This is a genomic window from Georhizobium sp. MAB10 (assembly GCF_045012825.1).
Taxonomy (GTDB): Bacteria; Pseudomonadota; Alphaproteobacteria; order Rhizobiales; family Rhizobiaceae; genus Georhizobium; species Georhizobium profundi.
Window position 1 is genome coordinate 711767 of the sequence record NZ_CP118314.1, and the last position, 14221, is coordinate 725987.

The 14221-nt window shown below is 60.2% G+C and carries 12 protein-coding genes and 1 tRNA gene; 7 read left to right on the plus strand and 6 right to left on the minus strand.

What is annotated here, in order from left to right:
• Positions 1-5: 5 nt before the first annotated feature.
• The 4 genes from proB to rsfS all read left to right on the plus strand — a co-directional run bounded on the left by proB (position 6) and on the right by rsfS (position 3693).
• Entirely contained in the window at positions 6-1151 is a 1146-nt protein-coding gene (gene proB / locus PU133_RS03260) for a glutamate 5-kinase (RefSeq protein ID WP_404863471.1), read from the plus strand.
• Positions 1152-1179: 28 nt separating this feature from the next.
• Positions 1180-2466: a glutamate-5-semialdehyde dehydrogenase gene (locus tag PU133_RS03265; protein ID WP_404864426.1), complete on the plus strand. Its 1287-nt coding sequence runs from the start codon at positions 1180-1182 to the stop codon at positions 2464-2466.
• A gap of 43 nt (positions 2467-2509) precedes the next feature.
• Positions 2510-3103, plus strand: a complete 594-nt coding sequence (locus PU133_RS03270; RefSeq protein WP_404864427.1) for a nicotinate-nucleotide adenylyltransferase — start codon at positions 2510-2512, stop codon at positions 3101-3103.
• Positions 3104-3279: 176 nt separating this feature from the next.
• On the plus strand, positions 3280-3693 hold the full coding sequence (gene rsfS, locus PU133_RS03275; protein ID WP_404864428.1) for a ribosome silencing factor: 414 nt from the start codon (positions 3280-3282) through the stop codon (positions 3691-3693).
• 62 nt (positions 3694-3755) lie between these two features.
• On the opposite strand, the gene PU133_RS03280 is transcribed toward rsfS, so the two are convergent.
• The 4 genes from PU133_RS03280 to PU133_RS03295 form a co-directional block, all read right to left on the minus strand.
• Positions 3756-4253 (minus strand): DUF3833 family protein, encoded by a 498-nt coding sequence (locus PU133_RS03280; protein ID WP_404863472.1) that lies wholly within the window; start codon positions 4251-4253, stop codon positions 3756-3758.
• 70 nt (positions 4254-4323) lie between these two features.
• The gene (locus tag PU133_RS03285; protein ID WP_404863473.1) at positions 4324-4953 is read right to left on the minus strand and encodes a GNAT family N-acetyltransferase; all 630 of its coding nucleotides are present in this window, start codon (positions 4951-4953) and stop codon (positions 4324-4326) included.
• 126 nt (positions 4954-5079) lie between these two features.
• Positions 5080-5349: a 50S ribosomal protein L27 gene (rpmA, locus tag PU133_RS03290; RefSeq protein ID WP_126007682.1), complete on the minus strand. Its 270-nt coding sequence runs from the start codon at positions 5347-5349 to the stop codon at positions 5080-5082.
• Positions 5350-5379: 30 nt separating this feature from the next.
• Positions 5380-5979 (minus strand): 50S ribosomal protein L21, encoded by a 600-nt coding sequence (locus PU133_RS03295; protein ID WP_126007684.1) that lies wholly within the window; start codon positions 5977-5979, stop codon positions 5380-5382.
• A gap of 364 nt (positions 5980-6343) precedes the next feature.
• Between PU133_RS03295 and PU133_RS03300 the strand changes: the two genes are divergently transcribed.
• Both PU133_RS03300 and PU133_RS03305 read left to right on the plus strand, forming a co-directional pair.
• A tRNA-Ser gene (locus tag PU133_RS03300) sits at positions 6344-6433 on the plus strand.
• 61 nt (positions 6434-6494) lie between these two features.
• Entirely contained in the window at positions 6495-8516 is a 2022-nt protein-coding gene (locus tag PU133_RS03305) for a hypothetical protein (protein ID WP_404863474.1), read from the plus strand.
• 536 nt (positions 8517-9052) lie between these two features.
• On the opposite strand, the gene PU133_RS03310 is transcribed toward PU133_RS03305, so the two are convergent.
• The gene (locus PU133_RS03310) at positions 9053-9376 is read right to left on the minus strand and encodes a hypothetical protein (RefSeq protein WP_404863475.1); all 324 of its coding nucleotides are present in this window, start codon (positions 9374-9376) and stop codon (positions 9053-9055) included.
• A 776-nt stretch (positions 9377-10152) separates the two neighbouring features.
• On the minus strand, positions 10153-10728 hold the full coding sequence (locus PU133_RS03315) for a hypothetical protein (protein WP_404863476.1): 576 nt from the start codon (positions 10726-10728) through the stop codon (positions 10153-10155).
• Between the two features lie 797 nt (positions 10729-11525).
• Between PU133_RS03315 and PU133_RS03320 the strand changes: the two genes are divergently transcribed.
• Entirely contained in the window at positions 11526-14054 is a 2529-nt protein-coding gene (locus PU133_RS03320; protein ID WP_404863477.1) for a PAS domain S-box protein, read from the plus strand.
• Positions 14055-14221 lie beyond the last annotated feature (167 nt).

Genomic DNA, 14221 nt, shown 5'->3' on the forward strand with positions numbered 1-14221 from the left:
CGCCCGTGGCAACATCCAGAAAACCCGTCGCAGCCCACCGTCGCGTGGTCGTGAAGATCGGCTCGGCGTTGCTCGTCGACCGCAGCCTCGGCCTCAAGCAGGAATGGCTGGAGGCGCTTTGCTCCGATCTCGCTGCATTGCGGGCAAGCGGATGCGACGTGCTCGTCGTCTCCTCCGGTGCCATTGCCCTTGGGCGCTCCGTGCTCGATCTGCCCGCAGGCATGCTAAAGCTCGAGGGCAGCCAAGCGGCGGCTGCCGTCGGCCAGATCGCGCTGGCTCGTGCCTGGTCCGCAGCACTCGCCGAACGATCGATCATTGCCGGGCAGGTGCTTTTGACGCTCGGCGATACCGAGGACCGGCGGCGCTACCTCAATGCGCGGGCGACGCTCACCGAACTGATGAAGCTCGGCGCTGTCCCCATCATCAACGAGAACGACACGGTCGCCACCACGGAAATCCGTTATGGCGACAATGACCGTTTGGCAGCGCGCGTCGCGACGATGATCGGCGCCGATCTGCTGATCCTTCTCTCCGATGTCGACGGCATGTACAGCGCCTCTCCCTCGATCGATCCCGATGCGCAGTTCTTCGACGTCGTGTCGTCCATTACGCCGGAGATCGAGGCGATGGCGGGTGGGGCTGCATCCGAATTGTCGCGCGGCGGCATGCGCACCAAGGTGGAAGCCGGCAAGATCGCGACCAACGCCGGCTGCGCCATGATCATCGCTTCCGGCAAGGATCTGCATCCGATCAGCGCCATCGATAAGGGCGCACGCTCCACCTTCTTTGCGCCCAGCGGTCAGCCCGTAACGGCGCGCAAGACTTGGATCGCCGGTCAGTTGACGCCGATGGGCACGCTGCGCATCGACAAGGGTGCAGAGCGGGCGCTGCGCATGGGCAAGAGCCTGTTGCCGGCCGGCGTTCGGTCGCTGACCGGAGATTTCGCGCGCGGCGACACGGTGGCGATCTTCGACGAAGCGGGGCGCGAAATCGCCCGCGGGCTGATCGCCTATGATGCCGAAGAGGCGACCCGGATCGCCGGCTGCAAGACCGCGGAAATCGAGGCGATCCTCGGCTATTCCGGCCGGGCGGCGATGGTTCATCGCGACGACCTGGTGTTGACAGGCGCATCGCGAGAGCCGATGGCATAAGTCTTTAGAAATGAGGCGGAGCATGAGTATGCTGCACCAGGTCCAGACCAACGACAACACCATCGCCGACGTGATGGAAGACATCGGCCGTCGCGCAAAAGCGGCGAGTGGACCATTGGCGATCGCCTCGCCGCAGACGAAGACCCAGGCGCTTCTTGCCATGGCCGATGCCGTGTTGGCCGATGAAGACAAGATCCTTGCTGCCAACGCGATCGATCTTGCCAATGCCAAGCAGGCTGAGCTCGCCGAGTCCCTCGTCGATCGGCTGAAGCTCGACACCCAGCGCATCGCCGGCATCGCCGAGGGCATCCGCACGATTGCCGAACTCGACGATCCCGTCGGTGCCGTGATCGCTGCTTGGGAGCGCCCGAACGGTCTCCAGATCGAGCGCGTGCGCACACCGCTCGGTGTGATCGGCGTCATCTACGAAAGCCGGCCGAACGTCACCGCCGATGCCGGTGCGCTCTGCGTGAAGGCAGGCAATGCGGTGATCCTGCGTGGCGGCTCCGACAGTTTGAACTCATCCCGCGCAATCCATGCGAGCCTGGTTCGCGGCCTGAAACAGGCCGGTCTTCCCGAGGACGCGATCCAGCTTGTTCCCGTTGCCGACCGCGCTGCCGTCGGCGCCATGCTGACAGGCCTTTCCGGCGCGATCGACGTGATCGTGCCGCGTGGCGGGAAGAGCCTCGTGGCGCGTGTTCAGGCCGAGGCGCGGGTGCCGGTCTTCGCGCATCTCGAGGGCCTTTGCCACATCTACGTGGATCAGTCCGCCGACCTGGAAATGGCAAAGAGCATCGTGGTGAACGCGAAGATGCGGCGCACAGGCATCTGTGGTGCAGCCGAAACGCTTCTGGTGGACGGTGCCGCTGCCGGTACGCATCTAATGCCGCTTCTCGAAGCGCTGACCGAGGCCGGCTGCGAGATTCGCGCTTCTGCTGCGGTCCTGAAAGTGTTTCCGGCGCTCAAGCCGGCGACGGAGGAAGACTGGTCGACGGAATATCTCGACGCCATCATCTCCGTGGCGCTGGTCGACGGGATTTCGGGCGCGATCGCGCACATCAAGCGCTATTCCTCGCACCATACCGAAGCGGTGATTGCCGAGGACTCGGCCGTTGCCGAGCGCTTTTTCAACGAGGTCGATTCCGCGATTCTGCTGCACAACGCCTCGACGCAGTTTGCCGATGGTGGCGAATTCGGCATGGGAGCCGAAATCGGCATCGCAACGGGAAAGATGCATGCGCGTGGCCCAGTCGGCGTGGAGCAACTAACCTCGTTCAAGTACCGCGTTCACGGCACCGGCCAGACGCGACCTTGACCCCTTGAGCCGATCGCTATCTCCCCTGTCGCCTTACGGCCGCATGCCCCATGTCAAGCAGGGCATGCGCGTCGGGCTGTTCGGCGGGTCCTTCAACCCGCCCCATGGCGGCCACTGGCTCGTGGCGGAAATCGCGCTCAGGCGTCTCAGGCTCAACCAGCTCTGGTGGATGGTGACGCCTGGTAATCCACTGAAGGATCACGGCAAGCTTCTGCCGCTTGCGGAGCGCATAGCGCTGAGCGAGGCGATCACGCCGGATCCGCGCGTGAAGGTGACGGCGTTCGAGGCGACCCATGGCCTGCGCTACACGGCCGAGACGCTGGCGGTGATCAAGCAGCGCAATGCCGGCATCCATTTCGTCTGGGTCATGGGGGCCGACAATCTGGCCGGTTTTCACCATTGGCAGGACTGGCAGGCCATTGCCAGGACGTTTCCGATCGCCGTGATCGATCGCCCGGGCTCGACCCTCTCCTACCTCTCTTCGAAGATGGCCAAGACTTTCGCGCATGCGCGGGTCGACGAGGATGATGCAGGGCGACTTGCGTTGATGGAAGCGCCGGCCTGGACCTTCATCCACGGGCCGCGATCGCTTCTTTCCTCCACCGAATTGCGCAGCCACTGGCCCGGGAAATCCTGAGGCCGAGCCATTCATCCCGAGAAATTGCCGCCGAGCCAAGAAAATTGGTGATGGGACGGCAACTTCTTGTGTCTTGAAACCTTTAACGAGACGCGCCTATCATTACATTCTGCTTTGGACCTTGAAGGAACAAGGCAAGTGAAGCTGGTCCTGTCACTGCTGAAAGGGTAACGACACTGACAACAGCACACGCGAAGGGAAATGCGCCAAGCAGTTTCTCCTCAGCCACGGGTCGCGGCACGGACGCCGACACCCGCGTGCTTCACCAGATCCTCGAAAGCCTCGAGGATTCGAAAGCGGAAGACATCGTCTCCATCGACATTGCCGGAAAATCGGCGCTGGGCGACCACATGGTGATCGCATCCGGGCGCTCAAGCCGTCATGTCAGCGCTATCTGCGACGAGCTCTTGCGGCAGATCAAGGAAGCCGGTTACGGCAATGCGCGGATAGAGGGTCTGGCGACCGGCGACTGGGTGTTGATCGACACCGGCGACGTGATCGTTCATGTCTTCCGGCCGGAGATCCGGGAATTCTACAATCTCGAGAAGATGTGGATGACGCCGGAACTGGGCGACGAGACGCTGCACTAGGTCAGAAGGCGGCTAAAAGCCGCCGGCTGTGCCTCGATTTACGATCGGCAGAGGCCGACCGGTCAGTCGCGCTCGAAATTCACCTCGACGCGCGCAACCGGTACGCCGAACTTCGTAACGAGGGCGGTGTTGGTGATCGTGCCATCTCTGTTCAGAACGAGCTTGTCGAAGAACCGGACGATGTTCGGCTCTTCTCCCGGTGCGAGATCCACTCGGTAGGTGAAGTCAGCCTCGTTGCCGGCGAGATAGACGGTCGTCGTCCCGATGACGTCTTCCCGCGTGCCGCTATAGGTTCTCTCGGACGTCTTTTCGAAAATCCAGGTCTTGGTGTCGCGTTCGCCGTCGTCATAGGCGAAATCTTCGCGCAGCCGCAGCGTGGTTCCGTCCCAAGTGCCAGTCAGGTCTACCGTGAAGCGCCGATGCGTGCCGTCGATGGCGGAAAAGCTTCCTTCGGCCCGCGTCTTGCCGAGAAACCAGTCCTCCAGGAGAAGCTCGGCGCGTGCCGGCAGGGCGAGTACGAGACCAACCGCGGCAATTAGAACAAAACGAACGGCTTTCATGGCGATGATCCTTCAAGGCAACTCCACCGGCTTCTACGCACAAGCCGGTGGAGAGGATCATCATGCAGCGTCAGGCCCGACGGTGAGGCGCGGCGCTCCAGCTCTTCAGCGACAGCCACGTCTTGCGGTCGAGCCGATACCACTCGACGGGCAGGGCGCCGCCGAGCGCCATTGACGGCACCATACCGTTGCCCTGGTGCTGGAAGCCGGACTTCTGGATGACCCGGCGCGACGCGTGGTTCGTCACCCGGCAGCGGGCTTCGATCGCCTCGACCGTGCGGGTGCGGAAGACCATGTCGATGACCGCGTGGGCGGCTTCGGTTGCGATCCCGCGGTTCCAGTAGGGTTCGCCGATCCAGTATCCCAGTTCGACCGTGTCGGTGTCGTCATGCGGCTCGATGCCGGCGCAGCCGACGAACGCACCATTATCGGCCAGGGTAATCGCGTAGACGCATTTGCCAATACCGCCCGTCTTGGCGCGTCGGATAAAGTCCGACGCATCTTGTGCCGTGTAGGGATGCGGCATGCGCGACACCATGGAGGCCACGCGCATGTTGTTGGCGAGATTGGCAAGCGCGTCGGCGTCTTCCGCGTGGGGCCGGCGCAGAACCAGCCTCTCGGTCAACAGGACGGGACAATCGGGCCGGGTGTCGTCGGGCAATAAGTCGTCCCGACAGTCGTCATCGAGATCCATCAGCATGGGAACAGTCCTTCGTTCAATGAGAAAAGGGGAGATGGATTGCCCCATCTCCCCTTTTGAACGTGGTCTGAACCTTGGTGCTCAGCCGGGTCGATGAGACGCCGGCTTTTTGAAGAAGCGGTCCGGCTATTCCGCTGCGTCCGCGATTGGCATCACGGACACGTAGGTACGACCATTGGCTTTCGTACGGAACGAAACCTGGCCGTCGGTGACTGCGAAAATCGTGTGGTCCTTGCCAAGGCCGACGCCCGTGCCCGGATGCCACTTCGTGCCGCGCTGGCGCACGAGGATGTTGCCCGAGATGACGTTCTCGCCACCGAACTTCTTTACGCCAAGGCGCTTGGATTCAGAGTCGCGGCCGTTGCGCGACGAACCACCAGCTTTTTTATGTGCCATCGGTGTTCTCCTTAAAGTTTCTCGTCGCTATCAGTTGTTCTCGGCCAAAGCCTTGGCCTGCTCGCGCCAGTCTTCGATCTGGGCGGCGCTGAACGGCATGGCTTCGTCGATCTTGGCGATGTCCGCATCGGTAAAGGCGGCGATCTGGGCGAAGGTGGTGATGCCCTGCTCGTTGAGCTGCTCGGCAGCCTTCGGGCCGATGCCCTTGATGACCGTCAGATCGTCGCCGGCACCCTGGGGTGCGTTGAAGAGCGTCCCGGCTGCAGGAGCGGCTTTCGTTTCCGGCTTGGCAGCGGCCTTCTTGGACGGCTTCTTGCCTTCGGTCAGGATCTCGGCAATGCGGATGACCGTCTGGTGCTGACGGTGGCCGCGGGTGCGCTTGGAGTTCTGGCGGCGACGCTTCTTGAACGCGATGACCTTGCGGGCGCGACCGTGCTCGACGACTTCTGCCGTGACGAGCGCGCCCTGAACGAAGGGTGCGCCGATCGTGGCATCGGCGCCGACGCCGACCATGAGAACTTCTGCGAATTCGATGATGTCGCCGATTTCGCCGCCGGTCCGTTCGACCGTCAGCTCATCGTTTGCGGCGACGCGGTACTGCTTACCGCCGGTCTTGATGACTGCGAACATTTTTTAACCTTTCATGTTCGTTCCGGCTTCTTCGACCACATGGCCGCGAGCCGTCTTTTTGTCAGTCGTATGGCATCAGCCATGATCGAAGACGCTCGCGCGCCAACAGCCGATCATGGTTCAGCCGGTGAAACATCGCACCCATGGCCATTTGTGCCTGTCGAAAGGGCAAGCGGACAGGAAGCTTGGAGGTCGATGCATGATCGAGGACGGACTTCGCCATCTCAAGATGCTGCGCGGATAAGCGATGGGGCCCGTCGAGTCAAGATGTACGGTAGAAATTTGCCTGTCACATGCCCTTGTGTCCCGGCGCTCATCCCGCTATGGAAACGCCCGCACGCGACCACCGTGCAACATGGCCCCTGGAGAGGTGGCAGAGTGGTTGAATGCACCGCACTCGAAATGCGGCATACGGGCAACCGTATCGGGGGTTCGAATCCCCCCCTCTCCGCCAGCTCGAACTGCCCCGCTCCGTCCGCAGTTGTCTACGTGAAGGCCGTTCAGGAGCCTTCTCGATGGCCAAACACTCTTCCAATATGTGTGACGTACATCCCGATGTATCGCGCGATGTATCGCAAACCGGTGCGGCTGATCCAGCGCCAGTGCGTTCTCGCAAGCGCGCTGCAAAGCAAAGACCAGCTGGCCGCTATCTGGTGAGGGCGGGGGCTGCCTTCCTATTTCAGTTGCGTGTGCCGACCGTTTTGGTCTTGCGCGGTTTTCCGCCGCTGGTCAGACTTAGCATCGGGTCGGTCACGCATCTTGAGGCGCGCCGCATCGCCGATTTTCTGGCGGTCAATGCCCGCATGAAGATGAGGGAAATGATCGATCGCCCGATGACGACAGTGACTGATGAACAGACCGACGATGGTCACCTGGCTGTCGAAGCCAATGGTGAAGCCTACGACAGCGCCGAGGCCGAAGTGCAGCGCCGCATCAAGCAGGCGGAGATCAAGACCTATCTGAACACATGCTTAATGATGATTAGAGGAAGCGCGGCTCTGCGCGCTGCTCATCCGATTATCATTCCTGAACAGGAGGCTTTTGGACAGATCATTGAAGTCAATCGGCAGCTCGATGCTCGACAGGCTGGAAATCCACATCTCACGGTCGTGACGGAAAATGCAGAGGTTTTGAAGGGACTGGCGATTTGTAGCATGGAGCGCAGCCTCGGACTGGACGATGAGGACAGCAAAGAGCCGGTTGTTGTTTCGATAGCCGAATCGGACCGTGGTCTGTCTGCATTCCCGTCAGTTGCGAAGCCAACGCCAACAGAACCGACCGGGCAGGAGGTCAACGTCACCGACGGTTTTTCTTCGGCTTCGATGTCGTTGTCACTTGAAGACAGCTGGCTCGACCACGACGGAGACGATGTCGGATACGCCGATCCGGCAGATGAAGATCGTAAGAACGTGCCGCGCGGCTCGTCCACACGACCTTTCTTCAGCGTGGTGGCCCGTGACTATTTGCGCGAACGCGCTGAGGCGAAGTCGAAGGGAAAGTTGAAGGACATTCAGACCGCTGAGGGGCGTATAAAGCTTTTCATCGAACTCATAGGTGACCACCCGGTTGACACGTATACCGCCCGCGATCTGCAAGCGTATGTGAACAAGCTGCGCTACTGGCCAAGCGATCCTCAGCGACGACCATCGCAGCTGCCTGCTGAGGCCGTGATCGAAAGCAATCGTGACCTGCGGTTTAAGCCACTGGCTAAAGCGACGCTTCAGGATGGCTATCTCGCCGTCATTAAGCCGGTGTTCGGCAGAGCCGCCACTCGGTTTGAGTTCATCAATCCCATGATCGGTGTTCGGCTGAACTATCCGGATACTGCTGAGGCCAGTCGTCCTGTAGAGCCACTCGGTGCGGCAAAAATCTCAGCAATCTTCAAGACTGGCATTGAGTCCGGCTACCTAGATCTCGCCCTTCTGCCGCTCCTCGGACATTTGACTGGCCGACGTCTGGGCCTTCTCATTTATCTGAGAGGGTCCGATATCCGCGAGAAGTATGAAGGCGTCTGGGTGGCCAATACGGCGGGCGTCATCTTCGGTGACGGCAGTTGGCAACGCATCGGTTATAAGACAGACGCAAGTCTCTCATTCTACGTGCTGCATGATATCCTGCGTGAGATCGGGTTCATTCAGTGGGCGCAAGCTCAAGGGGACCGGTTCCTTTTTCCCGAGCTGATGCGCCTCGTCCGGCCCGCCAATTCCGCATCCTCCTACATGCAGAGGCTGTTCCAGCGAGCGGGTATCGCACGCGGCAACAGAGAGGTTTTCCACTCTTTGCGCAGCAACAAAATTGCTGAGCTTCAGGACAACCATGAAATCGACGGGAAGACGGCAAGGCTTCAAGCAGGACACAGCCTCGGTGATGATGAACACACGCTCTATGGCTGGAGATATCTAAGCGAACCCCGGGCCCGACAGTTGGCAACTCTGGCACTTGATCCGGCGATCGATTTTACTCAGTTCAAAGGGCTGGATTACAAGCGCCTCGCTGCCGCGAAGAGAAGAAATGGCAAGCGCTGGCCAGCGGCGTAGCCTTTGCTCCCGATAGTCGAATGGTTCTGAAAGCGGCCTGCATTATGGTAAGTCCGCTCTCCAGATCGTCACTTCGCTGTTAGCGGTGGGGTGACTGAGATTAGTGATGTCAGTCAATCCTCTTGCTACCGCTCGTCACCATTGGCGAAGCGCAAGGTCTAGCGTTTTCGAAGACTGAACGGAGCAAACCATCCTCAGCCTAGAGGTGGCAATTATACATTTGCGTCTTGTAGGGCTTCTGCTCCGCTGCGCATGCTTAAGGAAAGAGGAGCGGCACCGGGCACAATGGCCTAGGCCCACGCTCAAGAACCCAAATTATTATGGCTGGTCAGATCTCTGTCGGCAGCAAGCAGTTTTCTTATAGAGGTCGGCCATGAAGAAGTATATCCGATTGAAACGAAGCAAACTGTCAAGACAGATTTGTCTGGATGATCATGTATCCATTAAAAAAAAGTGTTGACATGTTTTCAATTAGAATTTGATGAGGGTAAATAATATCCGAAATAGACGAAATCTTCTATTGCGGCCCACTGAAATTAGGGGAACCATAAAAGGGCATCAATTGAAAGGAATTGCCGATGCCTCACAACCTTGTCGGCCGGGACTGGCGTGTCGGGGGTCTGATCAACGATGTCGCGCAAATGCAGCGTATCGCTCTTGCCTGCCTGCTTATCGACGAAGCCAAAGAAGCCGCGGAAGGTCAGGCGCTCACGCGAGAATGGGGTCTCGCTTCGAGATTGGATGGCAATCTCGACGAGGATGCGTTCGCCGAAATCATTCCAGCTATCCGACCTTGGCGCGATCGTAATCGTGCCCGGTTCACTCTGGCGCGAGATCGCGCGTTCGGTGACGAACTGCACGCGGTAATCTTGTGATGGGTTCTCTGCCACCCTACCTCCTAATGCCGATCGATTGCCTTGCGATTCTGTCTGACGTTAGTCGAATACTATGAAGTTTGGCACGCTCGAACGCTTTATTTGCTCAAGGAGCATTAGCGGCGGTATAGAGGTGCAGCGTTCCCCCGGTTCTACACTTGGCGCCGCGACCAGCACATCGGTCTTGCCGACAAGAGGCTGGCGCAACTCGCCGCGGTTTTGCCCAACGGATCAATGGATTCCAAATTGCATCAAGCTGTACTAGGCGGCTGTTAACGCGGGCCGCGGAGCAATGCCAAATTGTCAGACCGTTGCACTCATGGGCGGCAGATATGCTCCCGATCTCGTCGAAGCCAGAAAAGTTCGGCTGAACGCGCGCCCGGTATCGGCCGGTGCTCAAGCCACCGCGAATGTCTAGGTTTAAGTCATCGCGGCTACGACGCCACATGAATGCGTTTCCGCTTTCATTGTCAGTTGACCAAAAGCCGTCAGTCAGCAACCGGCCCCAACTCTCCCATAGTGAATCCTTTTGCCAACAGATGAGCCACAGGTTTCGGAGGGATGGGGCGTCACTGCAGGTTTCGGGCGGCCGTTAGAGAGGCTGCCTTTGCGCGCTCGATGATCTCAAGCGGGGCAGCGCTTCCGGTCCGCTGAAGGTGGAGCATCATGGCGGCGGCAAGTTCGATGTTACCGCACGCAGCACCGTCCACCGTCGGGACTGTCAAGGGCTGACGCGGATGATGGTTTGCCTTCCGCGCCGGCTATTTCCGGTAAGTGCCCCGGAGAGGTCTGATAACTTTATGGTTTCCTTTGACGACCTCGAAGACCAATAGGCGTTGGAAGTTCAGCTGCGGATAGTGACGGCAAACTCGACGGATCACATCAGCGAGCGCAGCTGGCCCCTTGCGCCAAGCCATGAGGCGAAGCTGGTTAAGAGGCTTTTGAATTCCCTTTCCGCCGGCTCCAGCGTCAAGTTGCACAAGCAACTCATCGAAGAGCCAGTAGTCGAAGGTCGTATTCTTGGTACGATCGAAAGTGACGCCGTATGCTTTCGGGCTGCCGTGATGACTACCAAGATCAAGTTCCTCGATAACTTCTTGGATTAGCTCACGTAAGTCCTTAGCCCGCGTTCTCTTCTCGCGGTGGTAAGTGATGTCCAGAGCGTTAAGATAGCGCTCGAAAGCTGATTGTCCTGTCACCTGCTGTCTCCCCCAAGCGCTGAAACTGAGCAAAGAATCACGATCGATACAAGGGCGAACTATCGGCGTGTAATGGGGCACGAGTTCTTTCTCGGTGAGACGAAGGCGGGCAAAGTTGGTCGGGGTTGCGACTGTCAACTGCCCCGCGTCGCCCGGTTACGACGACGACTTAGCCTTCAAGGCGGCGCATCTTGCGACGGATGGGAGACGTAATGCTTGCTCGATGCTGTATGGCGCAGCTGCGGGGGAGAGGGTTACGTTTCCACTCCGAGCGTCAATAAATGGCATCGTAAATTTACGGGGCAAACTCTGCCTGATGAAGCGCAGCTAAAAGCGGCGGGTTACCGCCGAGAGCTTCCAAAAAGCAGACGGTCAGCAGTCGGCCCCGAAGGCGTCGCTAGGAAATCAATTCCCACAATGTCGGTCGGGAAACGCCAACGGCGACGGTGGGGTGGGATTGCGGCCAGCCCGATTTGCGGCATGCGAGGTGAAAAGCGGACTTTACGTTGCCGGCTGCTGCGGGCCTACAGTGAATCGACCGATCTGGATTTCGAGGGGTGAAAGCCGTTATTCCGCCGATGACACCAATACGGTAATTGGTGCTGAAGTCTGCACCTCACTAACTCGCCTCCCGTTGACACTGGTACGACGTCTGAAGCGACATGCACACCTGCATGGGGCGCTGGCGACGATCTTGATAAACCGTTCAAAGCCCGGCAAACAAGAAAATGGGTTCTCGTCGAATTGGGTCAACACTTATAAGTTCGGTTCGGCGCAAGGACGCAGGTCCGCCATGCGATCAGGTGGGCTATGGGCGACAAGAAAAAGTCCGTGCTGCGCGAAAGCGGCCGGTTGGTCCGTCTCCTCGGGCGGCTCCGCATTTTCGATGAAGGCGGGGAGATCAAGAGGCGTTGGTGCCAGCAAGTGATACGACCATGATGGGAAACCAGAGTTTCGCGCGTCTATTTCAGGCCTCGCCGGCGCCATTTCTTGTTCTTAAACCCGACGCGCCGCGGTTCACCATCATCGAGGTAAACGAGGCGTATCTGGCGGCCACGATGCGGACGCGCGAAGATGTGGTCGGACTGGGCATCTTCGAGGCATATCCTGACAACCCCGACGACCCGGCCATCGCGGGCGTGCGCACCCTGCGTGCGTCAATCGAGCATGTGCTCGCCTCCAAGCAGCCGGACACGCTACCGGGTCTCAAATACGACGTCGCTCGGCCGGACGGTACGTTTGAGGAACGGTGGTGGAGTCCGGTCAACTCGCCGGTGCTCGACGAAAACGGCGAGGTGGAGGCGATCATCCACAACGCCAACGACGTGACTGAGCAATACCGCGCCGAAAAGGCGCTGCGCGAGAACGAGGCGCGCCTGCGCTTCATGAACGAGCTCGATGAGGCGCTGCGCAGTTCGGGGGACGCGGTCGCCGCGATGTCCGCGGCTGCGCAGTTGCTGGGGCGGCGCCTCGGCGCCTCCCGAACCGCCTACGCCGCCGTTGACGTCGACAGCGATGCCTTCATCATCCACCGCGACTATACAGCGCCGGGGATCGCGAGTTCGGCCGGGACCTACAGTCTCGATCTCTTCGGTCCGCGCGCCGCCGTCGACATGCGCGGCGGACAGACGCTCGTTATTCGCGACGTCGCGGGCGAGCTCGCCCTCGGCGAAGGACGCGAGACCTTCCAATCGATCGGTATCGACGCAATCGTCTGTTGCCCACTCGTCAGCGGCGGCAGGCTCGCGGCGATGATGGCCGTTCACCAGGATACCCCGCGGGACTGGCGCGCCGACGAGATTTCGCTGGTCGAGGCGGTGGTCGAGCGCTGCTGGGCACATGTCGAGCGCGTCAGCGCCGAAAGCCGGCTGCGAGAGTCGGAGGCGAAATATCATGCCGTCGCCAATTCAGTCGACCAGATGATCTGGTTGACGCGTCCTGACGGCTTTCATGACTACTATAACGACCGCTGGTACGAATTTACCGGCGCGCCCTATGGCTCGACGGACGGCGAGGCGTGGAACGGCCTATTCCACCCCGATGATCAGGAGCGATCCTGGGCCTTATGGCAGCGCTGCCTCGAGACCGGGGAGCCTTATCATATCGAGTACCGCTTGCGGCATCGTTCAGGCCAATACCGCTGGGTTATCGGCCGCGCGCAGTGCGTACGTGACCAAAATGGACAGATCGCTCGCTGGTATGGCTCCTGCACCGATATACACGATCTGAAAATGGCTGAAGAGCAGCTGCGCGAACTTAACGAGACGCTTGAGCAACGCGTTTTCGAGCGCACCGCGGAGCTGGAGCAGGCGCACGAGGCGCTACGCCAAAGTCAGAAAATGGAAGCCGTCGGCCAACTCACTGGCGGCATCGCGCACGACTTCAACAACCTCCTGGCGGGCATCTCGGGCTCGCTCGACATGATGCAGACCCGTCTCCAGCAGGGGCGCGTCGGTGACCTCGACCGCTACATGGTTGGCGCGCAAGGCGCGGCCAAACGCGCCTCGGCGCTAACGCATCGCCTTCTCGCGTTCTCGCGACGTCAGACGTTGGACCCCAAGCCGACGGACGTGAACCGCCTCGTTGCCGGAATGGAAGACCTCATCCGGCGGACGGTCGGTCCGCAGATCGCTGTCGAGACAGTGGCGAAGGCGGGCTTGTGGTCGGCGCTGGTCGACCCCAACCAGCTCGAGAACGCGCTCTTGAACCTTTGCATCAACGCGCGGGACGCCATGCCCAACGGCGGCAGCATCACAATCGAGACCGCGAATCGCTGGCTCGACGATCGGGCCGCGCGCGAGCGCGACCTGCCGCCCGGCCAGTACCTTTCCATGTGTGTGTCGGACAATGGAACGGGCATGTCCCCGGACATCATCGAGCGCGCCTTCGATCCCTTCTTCACCACCAAGCCGATCGGCGTCGGCACAGGGCTCGGCCTCTCGATGATCTATGGGTTCGCCCGCCAGTCGGGCGGGCAAGTCCGCATCTACTCCGAGGTCGGCAACGGGACGATGGTCTGCGTCTACCTTCCCCGCCACCACGAGGAGGAGGTTTGCGAACCCGAGGTTGTTCCTACGCTCCCGCGGGTCGACTCAAGAGGCAAGACAGTCCTCGTGGTGGACGACGAGCCACTGGTGCGAATGCTCGTGGTGGACGCTGTCGAAGATCTTGGATTCAGCACGATCGAGGCGGGCGATGGCCCGCAGGCGCTGAAAGTCCTGCGCTCGGACGCATTCGTCGACCTCCTCATCACCGACGTGGGTCTGCCCAATGGCATGAACGGGCGGCAAGTGGCCGACGCCGCTCGGGAGCTACGTGCCAACCTAAAGGTGCTGTTCGTGACGGGTTATGCCGAGAACGCCGTTCTAAGTCATGGTCATCTCGATCCCGGCATGCAGGTGGTGACGAAGCCGTTCGACATGACCGTCCTGTCTAACCGGATCCAGGGTATGTTCGACGACTGACGCTCACGCGCTTTCCGAACGCCCGCTTTCGGTGGTTCGAAAGATGGGCTTGAACGTCTTGAAGGGTGTTGTGAGCCGCCGGTTAAATCAGCCTCCGCTCAATGGCAGCTATTCGGACCTCGGCGCCTAAGAGCGGACAGTCTGTTCCCGGCCCCGAAGGCGTCGGC

Bases quoted from the DNA above. Each gene is read 5' to 3' on its own strand.
- PU133_RS03265 (WP_404864426.1), top strand. From the start codon at position 1,180: ATGCTGCACCAGGTCCAGACCAACGACAACACCATCGCCGACGTGATG.
- PU133_RS03270 (WP_404864427.1), top strand. From the start codon at position 2,510: ATGCCCCATGTCAAGCAGGGCATGCGCGTCGGGCTGTTCGGCGGGTCC.
- PU133_RS03280 (WP_404863472.1), bottom strand. From the start codon at position 4,253: ATGAAAGCCGTTCGTTTTGTTCTAATTGCCGCGGTTGGTCTCGTACTC.
- PU133_RS03285 (WP_404863473.1), bottom strand. From the start codon at position 4,953: ATGCTGATGGATCTCGATGACGACTGTCGGGACGACTTATTGCCCGAC.
- rpmA (WP_126007682.1), bottom strand. From the start codon at position 5,349: ATGGCACATAAAAAAGCTGGTGGTTCGTCGCGCAACGGCCGCGACTCT.
- PU133_RS03295 (WP_126007684.1), bottom strand. From the start codon at position 5,979: ATGTTCGCAGTCATCAAGACCGGCGGTAAGCAGTACCGCGTCGCCGCA.
- PU133_RS03305 (WP_404863474.1), top strand. From the start codon at position 6,495: ATGGCCAAACACTCTTCCAATATGTGTGACGTACATCCCGATGTATCG.
- PU133_RS03320 (WP_404863477.1), top strand. From the start codon at position 11,526: ATGATGGGAAACCAGAGTTTCGCGCGTCTATTTCAGGCCTCGCCGGCG.